At 76.2% G+C, this 23,105-nt stretch carries 21 protein-coding genes; 15 read left to right on the forward strand and 6 right to left on the reverse strand.

The window, feature by feature from the left end; genetic code table 11:
• Window positions 1–310 precede the first annotated feature (310 nt).
• Window positions 311–760 carry a DUF2752 domain-containing protein gene (locus K1Y72_RS11200; RefSeq protein ID WP_308287008.1) on the forward strand — a complete coding sequence of 150 codons (450 nt, stop codon included), beginning with the start codon at window positions 311–313 and terminating at the stop codon, window positions 758–760.
• A gap of 102 nt (window positions 761–862) precedes the next feature.
• Window positions 863–1,663, forward strand: a complete 801-nt coding sequence (locus tag K1Y72_RS37115) for an RDD family protein (protein WP_220165823.1) — start codon at window positions 863–865, stop codon at window positions 1,661–1,663.
• A 77-nt stretch (window positions 1,664–1,740) separates the two neighbouring features.
• Here K1Y72_RS37115 and K1Y72_RS11210 read toward each other — a convergent pair whose 3' ends face one another.
• On the reverse strand, window positions 1,741–2,496 hold the full coding sequence (locus K1Y72_RS11210; protein ID WP_220165825.1) for an Rv1486c family protein: 756 nt from the start codon (window positions 2,494–2,496) through the stop codon (window positions 1,741–1,743).
• A 176-nt stretch (window positions 2,497–2,672) separates the two neighbouring features.
• Here K1Y72_RS11210 and K1Y72_RS11215 point away from each other — a divergent pair, with 176 nt between their 5' ends.
• The 3 genes from K1Y72_RS11215 to K1Y72_RS11225 all read left to right on the forward strand — a co-directional run bounded on the left by K1Y72_RS11215 (window position 2,673) and on the right by K1Y72_RS11225 (window position 4,755).
• Window positions 2,673–3,473, forward strand: coding sequence for an ABC transporter ATP-binding protein (locus K1Y72_RS11215; RefSeq protein ID WP_220165827.1), 801 nt, complete (start codon window positions 2,673–2,675; stop codon window positions 3,471–3,473).
• A gap of 127 nt (window positions 3,474–3,600) precedes the next feature.
• Entirely contained in the window at window positions 3,601–4,368 is a 768-nt protein-coding gene (locus tag K1Y72_RS11220) for a sulfite exporter TauE/SafE family protein (RefSeq protein ID WP_220165829.1), read from the forward strand.
• Between the two features lie 144 nt (window positions 4,369–4,512).
• Window positions 4,513–4,755 carry a DUF8836 family protein gene (locus K1Y72_RS11225; RefSeq protein ID WP_220165831.1) on the forward strand — a complete coding sequence of 81 codons (243 nt, stop codon included), beginning with the start codon at window positions 4,513–4,515 and terminating at the stop codon, window positions 4,753–4,755.
• Between the two features lie 61 nt (window positions 4,756–4,816).
• On the opposite strand, the gene K1Y72_RS11230 is transcribed toward K1Y72_RS11225, so the two are convergent.
• Together K1Y72_RS11230 and K1Y72_RS11235 are read right to left on the reverse strand one after the other, a co-directional pair.
• On the reverse strand, window positions 4,817–5,737 hold the full coding sequence (locus K1Y72_RS11230; protein ID WP_220165833.1) for a Rieske (2Fe-2S) protein: 921 nt from the start codon (window positions 5,735–5,737) through the stop codon (window positions 4,817–4,819).
• A gap of 318 nt (window positions 5,738–6,055) precedes the next feature.
• Window positions 6,056–8,353, reverse strand: a complete 2,298-nt coding sequence (locus K1Y72_RS11235) for a molybdopterin-dependent oxidoreductase (protein WP_220165836.1) — start codon at window positions 8,351–8,353, stop codon at window positions 6,056–6,058.
• 169 nt (window positions 8,354–8,522) lie between these two features.
• Here K1Y72_RS11235 and K1Y72_RS11240 point away from each other — a divergent pair, with 169 nt between their 5' ends.
• From K1Y72_RS11240 to K1Y72_RS11260, 5 genes are all read left to right on the forward strand, one after another.
• A complete protein-coding gene (locus tag K1Y72_RS11240; RefSeq protein ID WP_220165838.1) occupies window positions 8,523–8,981 on the forward strand; it encodes an NfeD family protein in 459 nt (152 codons plus the stop codon).
• On the forward strand, window positions 8,978–9,913 hold the full coding sequence (locus K1Y72_RS11245) for an SPFH domain-containing protein (protein WP_308287009.1): 936 nt from the start codon (window positions 8,978–8,980) through the stop codon (window positions 9,911–9,913). The genes K1Y72_RS11240 and K1Y72_RS11245 overlap by 4 nt, the downstream gene beginning before the upstream one ends.
• A gap of 36 nt (window positions 9,914–9,949) precedes the next feature.
• Window positions 9,950–10,546, forward strand: a complete 597-nt coding sequence (locus K1Y72_RS11250; RefSeq protein WP_220165840.1) for a carboxymuconolactone decarboxylase family protein — start codon at window positions 9,950–9,952, stop codon at window positions 10,544–10,546.
• Between the two features lie 49 nt (window positions 10,547–10,595).
• Window positions 10,596–11,384, forward strand: coding sequence for an SDR family oxidoreductase (locus tag K1Y72_RS11255; protein ID WP_220165842.1), 789 nt, complete (start codon window positions 10,596–10,598; stop codon window positions 11,382–11,384).
• 107 nt (window positions 11,385–11,491) lie between these two features.
• On the forward strand, window positions 11,492–12,151 hold the full coding sequence (locus K1Y72_RS11260) for a hemerythrin domain-containing protein (protein WP_220165844.1): 660 nt from the start codon (window positions 11,492–11,494) through the stop codon (window positions 12,149–12,151).
• On the opposite strand, the gene K1Y72_RS36195 is transcribed toward K1Y72_RS11260, so the two are convergent.
• Both K1Y72_RS36195 and K1Y72_RS11265 read right to left on the reverse strand, forming a co-directional pair.
• A complete protein-coding gene (locus K1Y72_RS36195; RefSeq protein WP_258572283.1) occupies window positions 12,130–12,873 on the reverse strand; it encodes a hypothetical protein in 744 nt (247 codons plus the stop codon). The two genes, K1Y72_RS11260 and K1Y72_RS36195, sit on opposite strands and share 22 nt — an antisense overlap.
• Window positions 12,874–12,965: 92 nt before the next feature.
• Window positions 12,966–15,341 carry an ATP-binding protein gene (locus K1Y72_RS11265; protein WP_308287010.1) on the reverse strand — a complete coding sequence of 792 codons (2,376 nt, stop codon included), beginning with the start codon at window positions 15,339–15,341 and terminating at the stop codon, window positions 12,966–12,968.
• A 316-nt stretch (window positions 15,342–15,657) separates the two neighbouring features.
• Between K1Y72_RS11265 and K1Y72_RS11270 the strand changes: the two genes are divergently transcribed.
• The 4 genes from K1Y72_RS11270 (at window position 15,658) to K1Y72_RS11285 (ending at window position 20,907) form a co-directional block, all read left to right on the forward strand.
• Entirely contained in the window at window positions 15,658–16,710 is a 1,053-nt protein-coding gene (locus K1Y72_RS11270; RefSeq protein ID WP_220165847.1) for an alpha/beta hydrolase, read from the forward strand.
• 92 nt (window positions 16,711–16,802) lie between these two features.
• Window positions 16,803–17,852: a CapA family protein gene (locus K1Y72_RS11275; RefSeq protein ID WP_220166188.1), complete on the forward strand. Its 1,050-nt coding sequence runs from the start codon at window positions 16,803–16,805 to the stop codon at window positions 17,850–17,852.
• Between the two features lie 138 nt (window positions 17,853–17,990).
• Window positions 17,991–19,088, forward strand: coding sequence for a CapA family protein (locus tag K1Y72_RS11280; RefSeq protein ID WP_220165849.1), 1,098 nt, complete (start codon window positions 17,991–17,993; stop codon window positions 19,086–19,088).
• 67 nt (window positions 19,089–19,155) lie between these two features.
• On the forward strand, window positions 19,156–20,907 hold the full coding sequence (locus tag K1Y72_RS11285; protein ID WP_220165850.1) for an SDR family oxidoreductase: 1,752 nt from the start codon (window positions 19,156–19,158) through the stop codon (window positions 20,905–20,907).
• Here K1Y72_RS11285 and K1Y72_RS11290 read toward each other — a convergent pair.
• Window positions 20,904–22,256, reverse strand: coding sequence for a GH1 family beta-glucosidase (locus K1Y72_RS11290; RefSeq protein ID WP_220165852.1), 1,353 nt, complete (start codon window positions 22,254–22,256; stop codon window positions 20,904–20,906). The two genes, K1Y72_RS11285 and K1Y72_RS11290, sit on opposite strands and share 4 nt — an antisense overlap.
• A 139-nt stretch (window positions 22,257–22,395) precedes the next feature.
• On the opposite strand from K1Y72_RS11290, the gene K1Y72_RS11295 reads away from it, so the two are divergent.
• Window positions 22,396–23,019, forward strand: coding sequence for a TetR/AcrR family transcriptional regulator (locus tag K1Y72_RS11295; protein ID WP_308287011.1), 624 nt, complete (start codon window positions 22,396–22,398; stop codon window positions 23,017–23,019).
• Window positions 23,020–23,105 lie beyond the last annotated feature (86 nt).

Raw genomic sequence — 23,105 nt, forward strand, 5'->3', positions numbered from 1 at the left:
CGCCGGGGCGGCCGTGAACGCGCCCGCGCGCGGTGGCCACGCCCGCGCGCGGTGACGCAGCGCGCCCGGGCCGCTCCGGGCGGTACGCCCCGCGCCGTTCAGCGCGCCGCCGCCGTATCGTCATGCCGGACTCACCTCCCTGAGTCCGGCTTTTGTCCTACTGTTGCCCCTGAGGCGGTTTACATCGCTCATTCGGTGACCTGTGCCCATATAACGGTCGCATTCCGGATGTCCTGCGGGGCTTGACCCGCCTCGGACCACACCCGGTATACGGGTCATTCGGACAGCAGGCATCGAGTCGGAGGACGAGGTGGGGGGAACGCCCGGGGCATCGGCCGCCGGTACGCCGCGCGGCGTACCGGGCGCGCTGGCCCGCCGGACCCTCACCGCGGCGCGGCGCGGACCGCGCGGCGTCCTCCTGCGGCTCGCGGCGCTGACCGCGGCCGCGGTCGGCGCGGCGGTGGTCCACCGCGCCCACGACCCCGGCGTGCTCTGCCCGCTGCGGACGGTCACCGGCCTCCCGTGCCCGCTCTGCGGCGGCACCACCGTGTTCGTCGAGCTCGGCTCGGGCCGCCCGGTCCAGGCCGCGCTCGCCAGCCCGGCGGTGCTGGCCGGCGCGCTCGGCCTCGTCCTCGCGCCGCTCGGCGGAGGCGGCCGGTGGTGGGCGCTCGCGCCGAGGACCCGGGCGTGGCTCCTCGGCACCGCTCTCGTCGGGTCGGAGCTGTGGCAGCTCGCCAGGCTCGGGCTCCTGCGGGTCTGAGACGGCGCGGCGAAGAGCGGCTCGTCTCGGTCCCGGCTCGCGGATCCCGTCAGGTCCGGTGGGCGTCACTCCAACACAGGGTCACATCTATAAGGAGCAAGTGTGGGTAACCCCTACGACCCGTACGGGCAGCAGCAGCAGCCCGGTTACGGGCAGCAGCAGCCCGGCTATGGCCAGCAGCAGCCCGGCTACGGGCAGCAGCCGGGCCAGCAGGGCTACGGGCAGCAGGGCCAGCCGGGCTACGGCCAGCAGCCCGGCCAGCAGCCCGGCCAGCAGCCCGGCCAGCAGGGCTACGGGCAGCAGCCGTCCTACGGGCAGCAGCCCGCCCAGCCGGCGTACGGGCAGCAGCCCGGCCAGCAGGGCTACAACCAGCCGCAGGGCTACGGGCAGCCGGCCCAGCAGGGCTACGGGCAGCCGCAGGGCTACGGCCAGCCGCAGGGCTACGGCCAGGAGGTGCACCACCACCACTACGGCGCGCCCGGCGGCCAGCTCGCCGAGTGGGGCTCGCGCGCCGGCGGCTACCTCATCGACGCGCTGATCTTCGCGGGCCCGCTCTTCGTGTTCTACCTGCTCGGCCTGGTGCTGGGCTCGCAGGGCGGCGGCGCGGGCGCCCTCGGCGCGCTGCTGCTCCTGGTCGGCTGGGCGGCGGGCCTCGCCGGCTCGCTGTGGCTCTGCTACCAGGAGGGCACCACCGGCCAGACGATCGGCAAGCGCCAGCTCGGCATCAAGCTCGTGTCGGCGCAGACCGGCCAGCCGATCGGGTTCGGCATGGCGTTCGTCCGCAAGCTCGCGCACGCGCTGGACGGCGCGCTCTGCTACGTCGGCTTCCTCTGGCCGCTGTGGGACGAGCGCAAGCAGACGTTCGCCGACAAGGTCTGCAACACCCTCGTCGTCCGCGCCTAGGGCGCGGCGCACGGCATCCAGGCGGGGCGCTCCCTCGGGGGGCGCCCCGCCTGCCCGTTCCGGGGGAGGCGGTCTTCCTAGGGGACGTGGTCGAACGCGCTGTTGCAGGCGGCGGTGAGGGCGCGGCGGACGGCGCGGTCCAGCAGGCGGAGCGCCTCGTCGCGCCGGTGCATCTGGTCGGCGGTGAGGCCGACGGCGTCCAGCCGGCGGGCCAGGTCGACGACGAGCGACAGCCGCCGGGCCTGCGCGGCGACGCGGTGCGCGCGCTGCGGGTAGCCGGGCGCGAGCGGGTGGTCGTCGCGGCCGGGGTCGCGCAGGTCGGCGAGCGCGTCGGCGACCTCGGGCGGGACGCCCGCGACGTCCACCACCGTGACGAGCACCTCGGTCGCGTCGCGCATCGCCAGGGCGAGCGAGCGGTCGGCTTCGGCGAGCGGCGGCACGTCCGGGTCGGCGAGGGCGGCGTCGCGGGTCTCCCAGCGGACGCCGACGTAGGACGACCCGCGCCGGTCCTCGTGCGGGACGAGCCCGAACGCGCGGTCGTGCAGGCGCGCGACGACGGCGGCGCCCGCGTCGATCGCGGCCAGGTTGAAGTCGGGCGGGCCGCTCAGCCCGAGCGGGTCGCCGGGCGCGGGCAGCGCCAGCCGGAACGCGCGCAGCCCGGCGACCCGCAGGTCGCCGAGACCGCGGCGGAGCGGCACCTCGGCGGGGGCGGAGCCGAGGATCTGCGGGCCGCGGGCGCGCTCGACGGCGTCCACCGCCTCGTCCAGCCCGACGTGCCCGGTCAGCCAGGCGTTGCCCCAGGCGACCAGAGCGATCGCCGCTTCGTTGCTCATCCCGTCCCCAACCGACTCCCAATGGACATGCGAACCACCATAAGCGCTCAGTGCGGCGGCGCCAGTCGATAGCGTGGTACGGACCGGGCCCGTGGCCTGGTCGCCGCGGGGATCGCATAGGTTTCTCCCTGGAATTCCTGATCACTGGACATGCGGGATCGAGGCGAAGGCGCACGATGGCCGGCGAGGTACTGAAGCTCCGCGGAGTCGGGGTCAAGCGGGGCGGCGCGGAGCTGCTGTCCGGGGTCAGCTGGGAGGTCGGCGAGGGCGAGCGGTGGGTCATCGCCGGCCCGAACGGCGCGGGCAAGACGACGCTGCTCCAGGTCGCGGCGGCCCTGCTGCACCCGTCGTCCGGCTCGGTCCGCGTCCTCGGCGAGGAGCTCGGCCGCACCGACGTGTTCGAGCTGCGCCCGCGCATCGGCATCGCGAGCGCCGCGGTCGCCGAGCGGGTCCCGGCCGGCGAGACCGTCCTCGACCTCGTGCTCACCGCCTCCTACGCGATCCTCGGCCGCTGGCACGAGGAGTACGACTCGACCGACCTCGGCCGCGCCGCCGCGCTGCTGGAGGCGCTCGGCGCCGGCGACCTGATCCGCCGCCGCTTCGACACGCTGTCGGAGGGCGAGCGCAAGCGCGTGCAGATCGCCCGCGCCCTCATGCCCGACCCCGAGCTGCTGCTGCTGGACGAGCCCGCCGCGGGCCTCGACCTCGGCGGCCGCGAGGACCTGGTGAACCGGATCGCCGCCCTCGCCGACGACCCGCTCGCCCCGACGATGGTGATGGTCACCCACCACGTCGAGGAGGTCCCGCCGGGCGTCACGCACGCGCTGCTGCTCCGCAAGGGCGGCGTCGTCGCGCAAGGCAAGATCGACGAGGTGTTCGCCGAGGAGGCGCTGTCGGCCTGCTTCGGGCTGCCCCTGCAGATCGCCCGCCAGGACGGCCGCTGGTACGCGCGCGCCGCCCCCCGGAACGGCCGCTGACCCGTCCCGCGCGGCCTGCTCCGGCCTGTTCCGGACGCCGCCCGGACACCCCGCCGGACCGTCCGGATCCGCTCCTCCCTACCATCGGGCATCGGTCATTTTCCCCTCGACCTGGGACGGAGCGGACGTGGACACCCTGGAGGCCGCCGCGGTCCTCGCGGCGGGCGTCGCCGCGGGCGGCATCAACACCCTGGTGGGCTCCGGCTCGCTGATCACCTTTCCCACCATGGTGGCGCTCGGCTTCCCCTCGGTGGCCGCGAACGTGTCCAACAACATCGGCCTCGTCTCGGGCTCGGCGACCGGGGCCTACGGCTACCGGGCCGAGCTGCGCGGCCAGCGCGGGCGGCTGCTCCGGCTGAGCAGCGCCTCCCTCGCCGGCGCGCTGATCGGCGCGGTGCTGCTGTTCGCGCTGCCCGGCAAGGCGTTCGACTTCATCGTCCCGGTGCTGATCGTCATCGCGCTGGCGCTCGTCGTCGCGCAGCCGCGGCTGCAGCGCTGGGTGCTGGCGCGGCGGGAGAGGAGCGTCCCGCACGGCGGGCCGTGGCTCTGGATCGGGGTGCTGCTCGCCGGCGTCTACGGCGGCTACTTCGGCGCCGCCCAGGGCATCGTGCTGATCGGGCTGCTCGGCATCGCGCTGGACGACGACCTGCAGCGGGTGAACGCGGCGAAGAACGTCCTGTCGGCGATCGTCAACGGGACGGCCGCGGTGGTGTTCGTCGTCGCGTGGGCGCTCGGGGCGGTGCAGGTGGTCTGGACGGCGGTGCTGCTCATCGCCGTCGGATCGACCCTCGGCGGGGTGCTCGGCGCGAAGGTGGGGCGGCGCGTCCCGGCGCCGGTGCTGCGCGGGGTGATCGTGGTAGTGGGACTGGTCGCGCTGTGGAAATTCCTGTCCTGACCAGCGGCCGGGCGGCCCCGGGCAGGGTTCGCGAAGCCCTCCGGCGGGTATAAGTCGAATATACGTTCGACAGCCGCGGGTCGGGCCGGCCGGTGGTGCCGAGGGGCCGGATGGAGGGCTCCGCCGCAGGAGAGGTGACACCGCATGAAGGGCGACAGGGTCGAGATCATGATCGACGCGGGGGGCGAGGGCACCCGCACCTACGAGGTGACGGCCACCCGCGCGGGGCGCCGGGTGGAGGTCGAGACGCGGCGCGGGGTGGTGGAGGTCAGCGAGGTGACCCGCACGGGCACCGCCGTGCGCACGGCGCGGTTCATGGCGAGCCGGGTCCTCGCGCTGGTCGAGTACCCGATCGCCGACGAGGCCCGCGAGGACGAGATCGACTAGCGCCCGGCCGCCGCTCCGGCCCGCCGCGCGGCGGGCCGGAGCGGCCGGGTGAGCGGGCCGGTCAGGTGAGCGGGCGGACCTGCACCGTGCCCGAGTCCAGCACGCGGCTCTCGAAGGCGGGCTGGCGGGCGGTCGCGGGGCCGTGCACGACCGACCCGTCGTCCACCCGGAAGGTGCTGCCGTGCCAGGGGCAGACGACGCAGGCGTCGCCCGCGTCGTCGGTGACGATGCGGCCCTGGTGCAGCGGCCCGGCGAGGTGGCTGCACCGGTCGGCGAGGACGTGCACGTCGTCGCCGCGGCGCAGCACGAACAGGTCGAGGTAGCCGAGGCGGCGCTGCACCGGCCAGCCGTCGGGCAGCTCGGCGGCGGCGCAGAGGTCGTGCCAGCCGAGCGGCACGAGGTGCGAGGTGAGGTCGGCGTGGTTGGCGCCGGCGGCCTGCCGGAACGCCAGGTGCCCGCCGAGGTAGCCGCCCGCCATGAGGGCGGTCAGCCCGGCGAAGCCGAGGGCGCGCCCGGCGCCCTCGCGGCCCCGCACCCGCGCCACCAGCGACACCGTGTACAGCAGGCTCGCCGTGCCGGTGCTGAGCGCGTGCACGAGGCCGACGCGCTGCTGCTCGCGGTGCAGCTCGGACCAGTCGGCGAGGCCGGTGAGCGCCGTCGGGACGGCGCCCGCGAGGCCGGCCGCGACGAGGACCTGCGACGCCCGGCGGGTGCCCGGCAGCAGGTCGAGGATCGCCGCCGACGACCAGGCGCCGATCGGCAGGTCGGTGAGGGGCGGGTGCACCGGGTGGCCCGCCGGGACGCCGTGCAGGGCGTCCTTGGCGGGGCCCTTCGGCAGGCCGCGGCGGACCGCGCCCTGCACGGCGCCGATGGCGCGGTCCAGCCCGTCCCTGCGCTCGATGCCCTCGACCACGGCGACCGGGGCCGTCGTCCCCGGCGCCGCGGGGGCGCGTCGGAAGATCTTGCTCGCCCGTCGGTTCATGTCCCTCCTCGGGTGCGTGCGTCCGGTCGGGCCGGCGGCGGTCCCTTCGGTCCCGTCTCGGACGGGACGTCCGGGTTCCCCCTTTTTGTGACCCTAGTCGGCGCGATCACCGGCTGGCCACCCTGGGGGAGGGCTTTGCGGGCGCCGGGAACGTCCTGCCGCGGATGTCCGTTGCGGGGCGCGCCCTTGCGTCACGCCCGCGGTGGTGCATACGTACCTGCACGCAGGAGGGACTAAACCCGCCGCCGGAGGGCAGGGCCTCCTGGCGCCGCGGTCAGCTGCCGTTCACTGTGCGTGACGGCTGAAGTGGGGAAGGGTTCACCCGGTGGACTCCGCGGCGGCCCGGACGGGCGCGGGTGCGGCGGCGCCGAGCGGTTCGACGGTCACGGGCACGCCGTTGAACACCGCGTTGCCCGACAGCGGGTCGACCTCCTGCTCGTCGGTCACCGCGTTGGCGCTGACCCCGGCGGCCGCGGCGGCGACCCGGGTGCGGGTGCCGGGCCGGTCGTGGCCCCAGCCGTGCGGCAGGCTCACCACGCCCGGCATGACGGTGTCGGTGGGTTCGGCGACCGCCTCGACGCTGCCGGTCCGCGAGCTCAGCCGGACGCGGTCGCCCGCCGCGACGCCGAGCCGGTCCGCGTCGGCGGGGTGCAGCTGCAGGGTGCAGCGGTTGGAGCCGCGCACGAGCTCGGGCACGTTGTGCAGCCAGGAGTTGTTGGAGCGCAGCTGGCGGCGGCCGATCAGCACCAGGCCGTCCGGGACGGGCGCGGCGAGGCCGGCGCGCAGCCGGCCGGCGTCGGCGGCGAACGGCGGCGGGCAGAGCTCGACGCGGCCCGAGGCGGTGCAGAGCACCTCGGCGAGGCGCGGCCGCAGCGGGCCGAGGTCCAGGCCGTGCGGGTGCTCGTCGCGGAGCCGGGCGAGGGTGAGGCCGGCGGGGTCGGCGCCGAACCCGTCGCCGTAGGGGCCGAGCCGCAGCATCATGTCGAGGCGCTGCTCGGTGAGGTCGGCCGACCCGGCCGCGGCGAGCGCCTCCCGCAGCTCGGCGGGGTCGCGCCCCTCCACCGGCGACCCGGCCGCGGCGGCGGCCTTCGCCAGCGTGTCCCCGATGATCATCTCGTCGAGGGCGGCGGGTCCGGCGTCCAGCCCGGACGCGATCACCGCGAGCCGGCCGAGGATCTCGGCCTCGCTCGGCCGGTCCGCCGGGCGCGGCGCCACCGGCGGCGAGTAGCGGACGTAGTCGCGGACGGTGAAGCCGAGCAGGGCCAGGTCGTAGTGCGGGGCCTGGGACGGCGGGGGCGGCGGCAGCACGACGTCGGCGTGCCGGGTCGTCTCGTTCAGGTAGGGGTCGACGCTCACCATGAACTCCAGGCCGGCGAGCGCGGCGTCCAGGCGGGCCCCGTTCGGCGCCGACAGGACGGGGTTGCCGCCGATCGTGATGAGCGCCCTGATCTGCCCCTCGCCGGGCGTCTCGATCTCGTCGGCGAGGGTGGCGACGGGCAGCTCGCCGTTCGCCTCGGGCAGGCCCCGCACCCGGCTGTACCAGCGGCCCGTCCGGTAGGGCGTCCGGCGGCGGCGGTAGGCCGGCTGGTGGGCGGGGCGCGCGAACATGGCGCCGCCGGGCCGGTCGAGGTTGCCGGTGAGGACGTTGAGGACGTCCACGAGCCAGCTGTTCAGCGTCCCGAACGCCTGCGTGCAGGTGCCGATGCGGCCGTAGACGGCGGCCGCCGGCGCCGCCGCGAGCTCGCGGGCGGTGCGGCGGATCACCGGCGCCGGGACGCCGGTGACCGCGGCGACCCGCTCGGGCGCGAAGTCGCGGACGACGGCGCGCAGGTCGTCCAGGCCGGCGACGTCCGCGGGCGGCGTCGCGAGGTCCTCGGCGAACAGCGTGTGCACGAGCGCGGCGAGCAGGTAGGCGTCGGTGCCGGGCCGCAGGAACAGGTGCTCGTCGGCGAGCTCGGCGGTGCGGGTGCGGCGCGGGTCGACGACGACGACCTTGCCGCCGCGCGCCCGGATCGCCTTCAGCCGGCCGGGGAAGTCGGGCGCCGAGCAGAGGCTGCCGTTGGACTCCAGCGGGTTCGCGCCGAGCATCAGCAGGTGGTCGGTGCGGTCGAGGTCGGGCACCGGGATCGCCAGCGGGTCGCCGAACATGTGGCCGCAGCTCACGTGCTTCGGCATCTGGTCGGCGGTGCTCGCGCTGTAGGCGTTGCGGGTGCCCAGCGCTTTGATCACCGCGCCGCCGTAGAGCGGGCCCGCGACGGTGTGCGCGCTCGGGTTGCCGAGGTAGACCGCGACGGCGTCCTTGCCGTACCGCTCGACGACCCGGCCGATCTCGGCGCGGACGGTCGCGAACGCCTCCTCCCACGTGACGGGGACGTGCGCAGCGTCGTCGCCGTCGGCAGCGCCGTCGCCGCGGGTGCGGCGGAGCGGGCCGGGGAGGCGGTCGGGGTCGCCGTCGAGGCTGCCGAGGGTGGCGCCCTTCGGGCAGATGAAGCCCTTGCTGAACGGGTCGTGCCGGTCGCCGCGCACGGCGGTGATCGTCCCGGCGTCGTCGAGGGTCAGCTCCAGCCCGCAGAGGGCTTCGCAGAGGGGGCAGGTGCGGTGGGCCGTCCGGCTCATGGGCGCTCCTTGGGGGGTGGGCCGGGCCCCATCATGTCCCGCGCGCGATCGGGCCGCCACGCCCCCCTCCCCGGAGCGGCCCGGCGGCACGCGGACCGGCGGGCCGGGGCTCTGGCCCCCCGCCGGGCGCGGGGTTACCGTGAGGGAAAGGACGCCTCAGGGAGGCGCGATGGGCTGGATCGCCTGGCTGCTCCTCGCCGCCGTGCTCGGCCTCGCCGAGCTGTTCACCCTGACGTTCGCGCTCGGGCTGCTCGCGGCGGCGGCGCTCGCCGCCGGCCTCGCGGGCGCCGCCGGGCTGCCCGCCGCCGCGCAGGCCGCGGTGTTCGCCGCCGGCGCCGCCGCCGGGCTCGCCCTCGTCCGCCCCGTCGCGCGCCGCCACCTGCGGCAGCCGCCGCCGCTCCGCTCGGGCGCCGCCGCCGTCGTCGGCCGCGAGGCGGTCGCCCTCACCGACGTCAGCCGGGCGGGCGGCCGCGCCCGCATCGGCGGCGAGGAGTGGTCGGCGCGGCCCTACGACCCGGCCGCGGTCATCCCGGCGGGCACCGTCACCGACGTCCTCGCCATCGAGGGCGCCACCGCCCTGCTCTACACCGTCCCCGAAGGCGCCGCGCCGCCCGGAGGCCCGCCGTGACCGACCTCGCCATCGCCCTGCTCGCCGTCCTCGTCCTCGGCGTCGCCGTCCTCGCCGCCGTCGTGCTGCGGGCGGTGTGGATCGTCCCGCAGGCCCGCGCCCGCAACGTCGAGCGGTTCGGCCGCTACAGCCGCACGCTGGAGCCGGGCATCAGCTTCGTCGTGCCGTTCGTGGACCGGGTGAAGAGCCCCATCGACCTGCGCGAGCAGGTCGTCTCGTTCGCCAAGCAGTCGGTGATCACCGAGGACAACGTGGTGGTGCACATCGACACCGTGCTGTTCTTCCAGGTCACCGATCCGCGCGCGGCCGACTACGAGATCGTCGACTATATCGAGGCGATCGAGCAGCTCACCGCGACGACGCTGCGCAACGTCATCGGCACCCTCGACCTGGAGGCCACCCTCACCTCCCGGGACCGCATCAACACCGCGCTGCGCGGCGTGCTGGACGACGCGTCCGGCAAGTGGGGCATCCGGGTGACGCGGGTGGAGATCAAGGCGATCGAGCCGCCGCCGTCCATCAAGGACGCGATGGAGAAGCAGATGCGCGCCGAGCGCGAGAAGCGCGCCGCGATCCTCACCGCCGAGGGCGGCCGCCAGGCGAAGATCCTCACCGCGGAGGGCGAGAAGCAGGCGGCGATCCTGCGCGCCGAGGGCGCGCAGCGCGCCGCCGTCCTGGAGGCCGAGGGGCAGGCGACGGCGATCCGCAACGTGTTCGCGGCCGTGCACGAGGGCGACGCCGACCCGAAGCTGCTCGCCTACCAGTACCTGCAGACGCTGCCGAAGCTCGCGCAGGGGGAGGGCAGCACGTTCTTCGTCATCCCGAGCGAGGTGACGACGGCCCTCCAGGCCGTGGCCGAGGCCTTCGGCGGGACCCTGGAAGGCGCCCGCCCCCTTCCCGAACATGTCGGGCGGGAAGGGCGTCTTCGGTAGGGGAAGGCACCGGCCGCGCGAGGGAGAGGGCAGATCATGAGTTACCTGCGGACGCCGCTCGAAGGGGTGGACGAGGAGATCGACCGCTTGTACGCGGCCGATCGCGAGACGCTCGGGGACGTCGCCAACTACACGCGGGTGTTCGCGTTGCGGCCCGACGTGTACGCGGCGTGGCAGCGGCTCAGCGCGTCCGTCAAGGAGGGCATGGACCTGCGCCGCTACGAGCTGGCCACCCTCGCCGCCGCCCGGCGGCTGCGGTCGAGCTACTGCGGGCTCGCGCACGGCGGCGTCCTGCGGGACCGGTTCTACGACGCCGGCACCGTCGAGCGGCTCGCCACCGACCACCGCGAGGCCGGCCTCGACCCCGCCGACGTCGCGGTCATGGACTTCGCCGGGAAGGTGGCGGGGGACGCGCCGTCGATCACCGAGGAGGACGTCGCCGAGCTGCGGCGGCACGGCCTGGCGGACGAGGAGGTCTTCCAGGTGGTCCTCGCGGCCGCGGCGCGCTGCTTCTTCAGCACGGTCCTGGACGCGGTCGGCGCCGAGCCGGACGCGCGGTTCCGGGCCAGCGTCGAGCCGTCGCTGCGGGCCGCCCTGACGTTCGGCCGGGACATCGCCGCCGCAGCGGATTGAAACGTGTTCTACCTCTGGCTAGCCTGAGGGTCCGGCGGAGGGAGCGGGCATGATCGTGGATCGGTTCCGGGTGGACGGCAGGGTCGCGGTGGTCACCGGGGCGGGGCGCGGGATCGGCGCCGCGGCGGCGGTGGCGCTCGCCGAGGCGGGCGCGGACGTGGCGCTCAGCGCCCGCAGCGAGGACCAGCTCGGCGAGGTGGCGGAGCGGATCCGCAAGGTAGGGCGGCGGGCCGCGGTGCTGCCCGCCGACCTGTCGGATCCGGCGGCCGCGGCGGAGCTCGCCGGGCGGGCCGCCGGGGAGCTCGGGCGCCTGGACATCGTGGTCAACAACGTGGGCGGCGCGCTGCCGCGCCCGTTCCTGGACACCGAGCCCGAGCATCTCGAGAACGCGTTCCAGTTCAACGTGGCGAACGCGCACGCGCTGACGCGGGCGGCGGTCCCGTTCCTGCTGGAGGCGGGCGGCGGCGCGGTCGTGAACATCTCGTCGGTCATGGGCCGGGTCGGGGGGCGCGGCTACCTCGCCTACGGCAGCGCGAAGGCGGCGCTGGCGCACTACACCCGGCTGGCGGGCTTCGACCTGGCGCCGCGCATCCGGATCAACGCGATCGCGGTCGGGTCGGTGGCGACGTCGGCGCTCGACATCGTCATGTCCAGCGACGAGCTGCGCGGCCAGATGGAGGCGGGCACCCCGCTCGGCCGGATCGGCGACCCCGAGGACGTGGCGGCGGCCGTCGTGTACCTGGCGTCGCCCGCGTCGGCGTACGTGACGGGCAGCGTGCTGCGGGTGGACGGCGGCATCGACGCCCCGAACCTCGACCTCGGCCTGCCCGACCTGTGAGCCGGCGGGCGGCGACCGCGGGCGGCGCAAGCGGCGCCGCAAGTGAGCGTTAAGCGGCTCCTCGCATGATCGGTCGTGTCGAGACACGACCCACGGGGAGCACCGCCATGAGCACCACCACAGCCACGCCCGACACGCTGGGGTTCCGGCTCGCGCACCGCGCCATGCGCGGCGAGGCGCGCCGGCTCGCCGGCGCGGTGGCGCGCGTCGCGCAGGGCGAGCCCTGCGACCGGGCCCGCGCGGAGGCGATCACCGGTTTCGTCCTGCCGCTCTGCACGACCGTGCACCACCACCACTCCGTCGAGGACCACGCGCTCTGGCCGGTCATCCTGCGCTCGGCGGGGTCGGCGGCCGACTTCTCCGACCTGATCGACGACCACGCCGAGCTGGACCGGCTGATCGACCGGATCCGCGCGGCGGCCGGGGCGTTCGACGGGACGGTGGAGCGGGCGCGGCCGCTCGCCGCCGAGCTGGCGGCGCTCGCGGGCAGCCTGGACGAGCACATCGCCGAGGAGGAGAAGCTGATCTTCCCGCTGATCGAGCGGTACGTGCCGGTCGCCGACTGGCTGGCGGTGGAGAAGCAGGCGCTGGAGGGCGCCGACAACCGGAACGACCTGCCGCGCATGGAGCGGTTCGCGCCGGCCGCCGAGCTGGCGGAGTTCCGCGCGAAGGGCGGGCTGCCGCTGCGGGTGATCTTGGCGGTGGTGCGCCGCGGCTACCGGCGGCGCGAGCTGCGGGCGTTCGGTCAGGGGCGCGGGGTCCGCTGAGCGGCGCGCCGGGCCCAGTGCGGCGACCCGAGGCGTTCGGCGGCGCGGAGCGCGGCGGCGCGGTGGCCGCGCGCGGCGTCCGGGTCGCCGAGCCACTCGGCGAGCTCGGCGAGGTAGAGGGCGCAGGGGGCGAGGGCGATCGACCCGCAGTGCATGCCGGCGGGCTCGTCGGCCCAGGGCAGCAGCAGCCCGTACATGCGGGCGGCGGTGTCGCGGTCGCCGAGGGCCCGCGCGTTCGTGCCGTGCAGGACGAGCCGGAGCTGCCAGAAGTAGTCGTGCCGCAGGTGCAGGCCGGGGCGCCAGGCGGCGCGGGCGGCGGCCGTCCGCCCGGCCGCGAGGTAGGCGTGGACGAGGAGGTCGGCGACGTCCTCGGGGGCGAACGCGACGAGCGCCTCCAGCTCGGGGACGGTCTCGGGGAGCCGGCCGCGGGCCTCGGCGACGACGAACCGGCAGAGGACGGCCATGGCCGCCGCGTTCGGGACGCCGCCCGCCGTCATCAGCGCGGTGACCTCGTCGTAGCGGCGGGCGGCGGCGTCGAAGTCGCCGCGGATCAGCAGGGTCAGCGCGTCGAACAGGGTGACGGCGACGAGGGACAGGCCGAGCTGCCCGCTGGTGGACGTCTCGATCGCGGCGGCGGCGTGATGGCGGGCGGCGGGCAGGTCGGTGCGGCCGAGCGACGCCATGAACAGGGCGTGGTGGCCGAGCATCTGGTAGCCGAGCATGCCGGTGGCGGCGCCGGTGCGGAGCAGCTCCTCGCCGATCGCGGTCAGCTCGGCGCGGCCGTCGGGGGCCAGGCAGAGGAAGTAGCGGGCGTTCAGGGCAGCCGGGAGTCACCGAGGCCGCGTGCGATGGCGACGGCCTCGGCGGCGGCATCGGCCGCGCGCGCGTCGTCGTGGCCCTCGATCTCGAAGGTGAGGGCGGCGAGCAGGCGGCAGCGGTCGGCGCCGGACGCGGACGCGAGCGCGTCCTCCAGGGCGGCGACGATGACGCGGTCCTGCCGCCGGTCGGGCTGGATGGTCCAGGTGACGGGCGCGTCGAACGCGGTGAGCGCGGCGGTGACGGCGTCCGCGCCGCCGGCGCGGCGGGCGGTCTCCAGCGCGGTGGCGCGGCTGCGCAGCGCGCCGACGACGTCGCCGGCGTGGGCCCGCGCGGACACCAGGCCGCAGAGGAGCCGGAGCCGGAGCGCGCCGTCGCCGTCGGCGGCGAGGTCGAGGGCGCCGAGCGCGCCCTCCAGCAGCGCGGCCGCCTCGCGGTGGGCGTAGAGGGCGGCGGCGCGGGCGGCGGCGCCCGCCGCGTACTCGGCGGCGCGGCGGGCGGTGGCGGTGGACGCCGACGCGAGCGCGTGGTGGCCGAGGGCGGTGGCGTCGCCGGGCCGCAGCCGCTCCAGGGCGGCGAGGACGCGGCCGTGCAGGCGGCCCCGGCGGAGCCGCGGGATGTCCTCGTACAGGGCGTCGCGGACGAGGACGTGCGCGAACCGGACGCGGCCGGGCGCGGGCTCGGTGAGCAGGCCGGTGAGGACGCCCGCCTCCAGCCCGTCGAGGACCTCGTCCTCGGCGCCGTGCAGCGCGACGAGCAGGTCGACGTCGACGTCGCGGCCGATGACGGCGGCGTCGCGCAGGACCGTGCGGGCGGGCGCGGGGAGCCGGCCCAGGCGGGCGCGGATGAGGTCGCGGACGCCGGGCGGCAGCCCGCCCGCCGCCTCCGGTCCGGCGGCGGCGAGGAGCCGCGCGGTCTCCACGACGAACAGCGGGTTGCCGCCGGTGCGGTCGGCGACGAGCGCGACGGTCGCGGCGTCCGGTTCCGCGCCGGACGCGGCGGCGAGCAGGGCGCCGACGGCCGCCCGGTCCAGCGGTGGCAGCGGCAGGTGGACGGCGCCGCGCCCGGCGAGCGCGGCGAGGGTCGCGCCGAGTTCCCCGGACGGATCGGGGCGGTGCGTGACGACGAGCAGCACCGCCGACGCGGCGACCTGCCCGGCGGCCTGCCGCAGCAGGTGCAGGGTCTCCTGGTCGGCGCGGTGCACGTCCTCCAGGACGACGAGGAGCGGCGCGGCGGCGGCGAGGGCGGCGGCGACGGCGCGGCCGAGCTCGAACTGGCCGCCGGGGGCGGCGCCGCCGTCCAGCAGCGGCGCGAGGCGGGCGCGCAGCGCGGCGTCCGGGTCGAGGGCCCGCAGGATCTCGCTCCACGCCCAGGCGGGCGGGGCGCCGTCGTCGGTCTCGGGGCAGCGGCCGACCGCGACGCGCCAGCCGTCCCCGGCGAGCCGGACGGCGATCTCCTCGGCGAGCGCGGACTTGCCCGATCCGGCCTCGCCGCCGAGCCACACCACGCGCAGCGCGCCGGCGCGGGCCTCCCGCGCGGCGGCGGCGAGCCGGGCGAGCTCGGCGTCCCGGCCGACGGGGCCGCGCCGCGGTTCGGGGCCGGGGACGGCGGGGACGGGCGGCTCCTGCCGCAGGATCGCGGTCTCCAGCTCGCGGAGCCGCGGGCCGGGGTCGACGCCGAGCTCGTCGGCGAGGGCGCGGCGAGTGCCGCGCAGCGCGGCGAGCGCGTCGCCCTGGCGGCCCGTCCGGTAGTAGGCGAGGGCGAGCAGCCCGGCGGGGTCCTCGCGCAGCGGGTGCTCGCGGGTGAGGCGCTCCAGGCCGGGGACGGCGTCGGCGGCGCGGCCGGCGCCGAGCAGCGCGCGGGCCCGGTGCTCGACGATCCGCAGCCGCAGCTCGGCGAGCTCGGCGGCGTCGGCGGCGGCCCACGCCTGCCCGGCGAACTCGCCGTAGGGGTCGCCGGTCCAGAGGGCGGCGGCCTCGTCGAGGAGGGCGAGGGCGGCGCCGTGCCGCTCGGCGCCGAGCGCCTCGACGGCCGCGGCGGCGAGGGCGCGGAGCCGCCAGGCGTCGACGCGGTCGGCGGGCAGCGCGAGCCGGTAGCCGGGCGGGGCGGTGACGACGACGGCGGCGGGCGTGCGCGGGGCCCGGCCGGGCTCCAGGGCGCGCCGCAGGTTCGACACGTGGACCTGGAGGGCGGCGAGGGCCTTCGGCGGCGGGGCGCCGTCCCACAGGTCCTCGATCAGCCGGTCGGTGGAGACCACCCGGCCGCCGGCGGCGGCGAGCCGGGCGAGCAGGGCGCGCTGCCGGGCGGCGCCGAGCGGGACGGGGCGGCCGTGCAGGTCGGCGCCGACCGACCCGAGGACGCGGACGTGCGGCACGGCGGCAGCCTAGGGCAAGCCGGGACGAACGCCATTATTGGAGTATCGGTTAATAAAGGGCCGTCCGGGTGGCCGCCCGCGCACCCGCCGTGAGGAGCCGCCGGAACCCCGGTGACCTGGCGTTCCTGCATGATCACTTTTGTCGGGGCGGCACAATCGGCGGCCCGCTTCCTATCAGAAGTGAGAGTATTTCGGGTCTCTTCGCTCCGCTACCGTGCCGGAAGCCGCGCGCGGTGATCGGCATCACCCCGGGCCCCCGCCCGCCCCCACCCGTCCGCCGATCCGGGACCGCGCGGCCGAGGACCGGAGTGTGACCATGTCGGGTACCCCCCGAGGACGCCGCGGCCTGCGCGCGGCCCTCGCCGCCCTCACCACCGCGGCCGCCGCCGTCGCCCTCGCGGCCCCCGCCGCGCCGGCGGACGCCGCCGGCACCGTAAAGGCCGACACCGGCGCGCGGATCGTCGCCAGGAAGCAGCTCGACGCGCACACCTTCGACATCACCGTGAAGACGCCGTCGCTCGCCAAGACCGCCCCGGTCCGCGTCATCACCCCCAAGGGCTGGTCGGCGACCTCGGCGCGCCGCTGGCCGGTGCTCTACACCTTCCACGGCGGCGTGGACCACTACGAGTCGTGGACGCGCAGCACCGACATCGAGCAGCTCGCCGCCAAGTGGAACGTCCTCGTGGTGATGCCCGAGGCGGACGTCGACGGGTCGTACACCGACTGGTACAACTACGGCAAGGGCGGGACGCCCAAGTGGGAGACCTTCCACACCACCGACGTCGTCCAGCTCATGGAGCGCAACTTCCGGGCGAGCACCGTCCGCGCCGCGATGGGCATCTCCTCCGGCGGTGAGGGTGCCTTCACCTACGCCGCCCGGCATAAGGGCATGTTCAGGTACGCGGCGTCGTTCAGCGGCATCCTGCACCTCACCAAGCCGGGCATCCCGGCGATCCTCATGGCCGAGGGCGTCTACGGGATGGGCGACGGCGGCAACGACCCGTTCCGCATCTGGGGCCCGATCACCGGCGACATGGCCAACTGGAAGGCCCACGACCCCTACCTGCTGGCGAACAACCTGCGCGGCACCGGCCTCTACATCTCCTCCGGCCTGACCGGGAACCCCGGTGCGCTCGACCCGAAGGTCACCGGCTACGACTTCCTGAAGGCGCGCGTCCTCGGCGGGGTCAGCGAGCAGGTCGCGGGCTCGGCGAGCCAGTCGATGGCCGCCCGGCTGAAGCAGCTCGGCATCCCGGCGACCACGCACTTCTATCAGGACGGCTGGCACCAGTGGGCCTACTGGCAGATCGAGATGCATACCGCCTGGCCGCTCATCATGAAGTCGATCGGCGCCACCCGCGCCGCCTGACCGCCGGCCTCCGCGAACCCCGGCGAACTCCGCCGCCCGGAACGGCGTCAAAGCCGGGCAACGGACTTCGCATACCGGGAGGCACGGTGGGAATCGGACGACGATCGGCGGTCGCCGCGCTCGCGGCGGCCGCCACCGCGCTCGCCGGGACGGGCTGCGCGGCGCTGTTCGAGAAGCCGCCCGCGCCGCGCGGGCCGGTCACCGTCGCGTTCGGCGGCGACGTCCACTTCGAGGGCGCGCTGCGCGCCCGCCTGGACGCCTCCCCCGGCACCGCGCTCGGCCCGGTCTCGGCGCTGCTGTCGCGCGCCGACCTCGCGATGGTGAACCTGGAGACGGCCGTCACCGGCGGCGGGACGCGGGCGCCCAAGCAGTTCGCGTTCCGCGCCCCCGCGACCGCGTTCACCGCGCTGCGCGGCGCGGGCGTGGACGTCGCCACGATGGCCAACAACCACGGCATGGACTACGGCCCGGACGGCCTCCGCGACAGCCTGGCCGCCGCCCGCGCCGCCGGGTTCCCCGTCGTCGGGATCGGCGCGGACGCCGCCGCGGCGTTCCGGCCGCGCGTGTTCACCGTCCGCGGCGTCAAGATCGCGTTCCTCGGCGCCACCCAGGTCCTCGACGACGAGCTGGCCGCGGCGTGGACGGCCGGGGACGGCAAGCCCGGCCTCGCCTCCGCCAAGGACCCCGCGCGGCTCGTCGCCGCCGTCGGGGAGGCCCGCAAGAGCGCCGACGTCGTCGTGGTCGACCTGCACTGGGGGCAGGAGCTGAACGGCTGCCCGCTCCCCGTGCAGCGCGACCTCGCCGCGCGGCTCGCCGCCGCTGGCGCCGACGCGATCGTCGGCGGCCACGCGCACGTCCTGCTCGCCGGCGGCTACCTCAAGGACGCCTACGTCCACTACGGCCTCGGCAACTTCGCGTTCTACAACACCGCCGGGCGGACCGCGCGGTCCGGCGTCCTCACCCTCACCTTCGACGAGGTCGACGGCAAGCCGGGGCGGCCGGTGACCAAGGCCGCCTGGGACCCGGCGCTCATCGAGGACGGGGTGCCGCGGCCGCTCGCGGGCGCGGCGGCGCGGGAGGCGACCGCGCAATGGGAGGGCCTGCGCGGCTGCGCCGACGTCAAGGCCGCCCCACCTGCGTAGATGTTTCACGTGGAACTTCTCCGGCGGGGGTCAAGAAAGGCTCCGCCGGGGGTGCGGCGGAGGCGCGGCGGCGGTGGCATCCCCGCGGCCGTGCCATGCTGTGCGCGAGCCGATCACGGCCGAGCGAGGAGGTCCCCCATGGCGCTGCGCGGCAAGGCGGCGGCGGTGGTCGCGGTGAGCGGCCTGCTGGCCGTCACGGCGGCCTGCGGCGGCGGCGGTGGAGGCGACTCCGAGGCCAAGGGGCAGGCGTCCCCGGACGCGACGGCGAGCACGGCCCGGCAGGAGGCGCCGCCGGCCGCCGACAAGCGGCCGGCGCTCATCGCGTTCGCGGGCGACACGCACTTCGAGGGCCCGCTCCGCGCCCGCCTCGCGTCCCCGAAGACGGCGCTCGGGCCGATCGCGGGCACGCTCCGGTCGGCCGACCTCACCATGCTCAACCTGGAGACGGCGATCACGACCGGCGGCACCCCGGCGCCCGCCAAGCAGTTCACCTTCCGCGCCCCGCCCTCGGCGTTCACCGCGCTGAAGGCCGCCGGCGTCGACGTCGTGTCGATGGCCAACAACCACGGCATGGACTACATGGAGGGCGGCCTCCGCGACTCGCTGAAGGCGATCGAGAAGTCGGGGTTCCCCGTCGTCGGCATCGGCGCGAACGCCGACGAGGCGTACAAGGCGCGGCGCTTCACCGTGAAGGGCAACAGGATCGCGATCGTCGGGGCGACGCAGGTCCTCGACGACCACCTCATCGAGGCGTGGACGGCGACCGACAGCAAGGGCGGCCTCGCTTCGGCCAAGGACGAGGCGCGCATGGTGCGGGCCGTCAAGGACGCCGGCGAGGGCTCCGACGTCGTGATCGTCCACCTGCACTGGGGGCAGGAGCTGAAGAGCTGCCCGCTGCCCCGCCAGCAGGCCCTCGCCAGGAAGCTGATCGAGGCCGGCGCCGACGCCGTGATCGGCGGGCACGCCCACATCCCGCTCGGCGGCGGCTACCTGGACGGCGCCTACGTCGACTACGGCATGGGCAACTTCGTGTTCTCCTCGGCGTCGGGGCAGACCGCCAACTCCGGCGTGCTGCTGCTGCGCGTCCAGGACGGCAAGGTCACCGCCGGCAAGTGGAAGCCCGCCCGCATCAGCGGCGGCCTGCCGCGGCTCATGACGGGCGCGGCCGCCTCGGCCGAGCTGAAGCGCTGGAACGGCCTGCGCTCCTGCACCGGCCTGGCGGCGCGCCCCGAATAGAGGTGGACAGCGCCGCCTAGAGGCGTAGCGTCGCAGGTAGGGGTACTGCGACGGGTGGTGGGCGCGGATGCGGGTGAGGTCGGGCGGCGTCGAGCTGGCGGTCCGGGTGCGGGGCGGCGACGGGGCGCCGGAGCGGCCCACGCTCGTGCTGCTGCACGGCTACCCCGACACCGGCGCGGTCTGGGACGAGATCGCCGAGCGCCTCGCCCCGCTGTACCGCGTCGTCACCTACGACGTGCGCGGCGCGGGCGCGTCCACGGCGCCGGACGACCCCGCCGACTACGGCCTGGACGCCCTGATGGGCGACCTCGCCGCCGTCCTGGACGCCGTCGGCGGCGGGCCCGTGCACCTCGTCGGCCACGACTGGGGGTCGGTGCAGGGCTGGGAGGCCGTCACCGGCGACCGCCTGCGCGGCCGTATAGCGTCGTTCACGTCCCTGTCGGGCCCGGACCGCCGCCACCTCGCCGCCTGGGCGCGCGAGGCGCTGCGCGGCGGCCCGCGCGACCGCCGCGCGCTCGCCGCGCAGGCCGTCCGCAGCGCCTACATGCCAGTGCTCATGACTCCCGGCGCGGGCGAGGCGTTCGCGCGGCTGCTGACGGCGACGTACGCGCGGACGCTGCGGCGCGTCGAGGGCGTCCGGCCGCGCCCCGGGCACCCGGCGGAGACGCTCGCGTCCGACGCCCGCAACGGCCTCGGCCTGTACCGGGCCAACCTCGGCCGCGCTCTCAAGGACGGCGGTGACGGCGAGACCGACGTCCCCGTCCAGATCATCGTGCCGACCCGCGACCCGTACGGGACGGAGGCGATGCTGCTGTCGGCGCGCGGCCGCGCGTCCCGGCTGCACGTGCGGCGCGTCCCCGCCGGGCACTGGTCGTTCCGCAGCCGCCCCGACGAGATCGCGGCCTGGATCGGCGAGTTCGTGGCGCACGCCGAGGGCGGCGCGGAGACCGCCGACCTGGCCCGCGCCCGTACGGCGGGCGAGCCGGGCCGCGAGTTCCACGGGCGGCTCGTCGTCGTCACCGGCGCGGGCAGCGGCATCGGCCGCGCCACGGCGCGCGCCTTCGCCGCTCTCGGGGCGCGGGTCGTGGCGGCCGACATCGACGAGGCCGCCGCGGAGCGCACCGCCGCCGATATCGGCGGGCACTTCTACGGTGTGGACGTCGCCGACGCCGCCGCGATGGAGCGGTTCGCCGACTACGTCGCCGAGGTGTTCGGCGTGCCGGACGTCGTCGTCAACAACGCCGGGATCGGCCTCGCGGGCTCGCTGCTCGACACCGCCGAGGCCGACTGGGAGCGCGTCCGCGCGGTCAACCTGGACGGCGTCTACCGGGGCTGCCGGCTGTTCGGGCAGCAGATGGTGCGGCGCGGCGAGGGCGGCCACCTGGTCAACGTCGCCTCGATGGCCGCCTACACGCCGTCCGCCGAGCTGCCCGCCTACTCGGCGACCAAGGCCGCGGTGCTCCAGCTCAGCGAGTGCCTGCGGCTCGACCTCGCCCCGTTCGGCGTCGCCGTCACCGCGGTCTGCCCCGGCGTGATCGCCACCCCGATCACCCGCAACGCCCGGTACGTCGGCGTGCCCGCGCCGGTCGAGGGGCGGCTCCGCGAGGCCGCGGCGCGCGCCTTCGAGCGGCGCGGCTACCCGCCGGAGCGGGTCGCGCTCGCGATCGTGCGGGCCGTCCGCCGCGACCGCGCCGTCGTCCCGGTCGCGCCCGAGGCCCGCGCGGGCCGCGCCCTCGCCCGCGTGTCGCCCGCCGCGACCCGCGGCCTCGGCCGCCTCGCCCACCGCATGGGCGAGCGCCTCCGCGACGGCTCCCCCTAACCGCCGGCGAGGGGCTCGCGGGACGCGGCGATGAGGTCGCGGTACCAGGCGAACGACGCCTTCGGGGTGCGCTTCTGCGTGGCGTAGTCGACGTGGACGAGCCCGAACCGCGGCCCGTAGCCCGACGCCCACTCGAAGTTGTCCAGCAGCGACCACACGTAGTAGGCGCGCACGTCCACGCCCTCGTCGACGGCCGCGCGGACGGCGCCGATGTGGGCGTCCAGGAAGGCGATGCGGGCGGCGTCGTCGACGGCGCCGCCCGGGCCCGGCTCGTCGGGGAACGAGCAGCCGTTCTCGGTGATGTGGACCGGCGGCAGCAGCGGCCCGTACGTGTCGCGCAGGCCGGTCAGCAGGCCGTGCAGGCCGTCCGGGACGATCGGCCAGCCGAGGCCGGTCACCGGGTGGCCGGGCAGGTCCACCAGCTCGAACGGCAGCGGCGACGACAGGTCGGCGGGGGCGGCGATCCCGGTCGGCTGGTAGTAGTTCACGCCGAGGAGGTCGATCGGCTGGGCGATCACCGGAAGGTCCTCGTCGCGGATGTAGGACGCCGGGTCGGGGCCGCCGAGCGGCGCGAGGTCGGGGTAGCGGCCGAGCAGCAGCGGCTCGGTGAACAGCCGGTTCATCAGCAGGTCGAAGGCGCCGGCGGCGGCGGTGTCGGCCTCGGACGCGGCGTCGCGCGGCCGCGCGGGCGAGTAGTGGTTGGCGATGCCGACCCGCCCGGCGCCGCGCGCCCGCAGCGCGCTCGTCCCGAGGCCGTGCGCGAGGAGCTGGTGGTGCGCGGTCGGGAGGGCGCCCAGCAGCAGCTCCTCGCCCGGCGCGTAGATCCCGAACGCGTAGCCGTAGGCCATCACCACGACCGGCTCGTTCAGCGTGATCCACGTGTCGATCCGGTCGCCGAGCCGCTCGGCGGCGAGGTAGGCGAACTCGGCGAACCGGTAGGCGGTGTCGCGGGCCAGCCAGCCGCCCGCGTCCTCCAGCGGCTGCGGCAGGTCCCAGTGGTAGAGGGTCGCGGCGGGCGCGATCCCGCGCTCCAGCAGGCCGTCCACGAGCCGCTCGTAGAAGTCCAGGCCCCGGGCGTTGGCGGGGCCCGACCCGGTGGGCTGCACGCGCGGCCAGGCGATCGAGAACCGGTAGGCGTCCACGCCGAGGTCGCCCATGAGCGCGACGTCCTCGGGCCAGCGGTGGTAGTGGTCGCAGGCGACGTCGCCGGTCGCGCCGTCCGCGGTGCGGCCGGGCGTGTGCGCGAAGGTGTCCCAGGTGGAGGGGCCGCGGCCGTCCTCGGCGGCGGCGCCCTCGATCTGGTAGGCGGCGGTGGCGACGCCCCACCGGAAGCCGGGCGGCAGTGCCATGGCGGTCCTCCCCGAGAACGTGAACTTTCCTCGACATTAGGGCCGGGCGGGGTGCCGCCGGAAGGGGTCCGCGGGCCCGTACAGGATCGTCACGTTCGGTATCGCCGCACGGTGTCCGGCAGGGGCGACAATGGGAGGCGTGACCGAGATCAGGACCCCCCTCCGCCGCCGCCCCGCCCAGCGCCGCAGCGCCGAACGCGTCCAGCGGATGCTCGACGCCTGCGCGGAGATCCTCGACGAGGACGGCTACGACGGGCTCACCACGACCCGCATCGCCCAGCGCGCCGAGGTCGCGATCGGCTCGGTCTACCAGTTCTTCCCCGACAAGCGCGCCGTCGCGCAGGCGCTCGCGCTGCGCAACCTGGAGTCGTTCGGCGAGCGGGTGTCGGCGCGGATCGCCGCCGAGGACTTCGCCGACTGGTCCGACACCGTCGGCGCGATCATCGACATCTTCGTGGAGATGCACCGCTCGGTCCCCGGCTTCCGGGTGCTGCGCTTCGGCGACGTCGCCGACATCAACCTGCTCGACGCGGGCGCGTCCAACAACGCGGTCGTGGCGGACCGGCTCCGCGAGCTCATCGTCGAGGTGTTCGGCGCCGCCGACGGCACCGGCCTGGAGCGGGCCCTCGCCGTCGCCGTCGAGGCGGGCGACGCGGTGCTGAAGATGGCGTTCCGCAGCGACCCCGCCGGCGACCCGGCGATCATCGCCGAGGCCGAGCGGCTCATCCACGGCTACCTGGCCGCGCACATCAGCGGGGACTGACCTGCCCGGACGAGTGGCCAGGCCCCCGCCGCTGCTGGCAGACTCCGGATGCACAAATCCCCCCATGCAACAGAATCGGGTGAATC

This window comes from Actinomadura parmotrematis (assembly GCF_019458805.1).
GTDB classification, from domain to species: domain Bacteria; phylum Actinomycetota; class Actinomycetes; order Streptosporangiales; family Streptosporangiaceae; genus Spirillospora; species Spirillospora parmotrematis.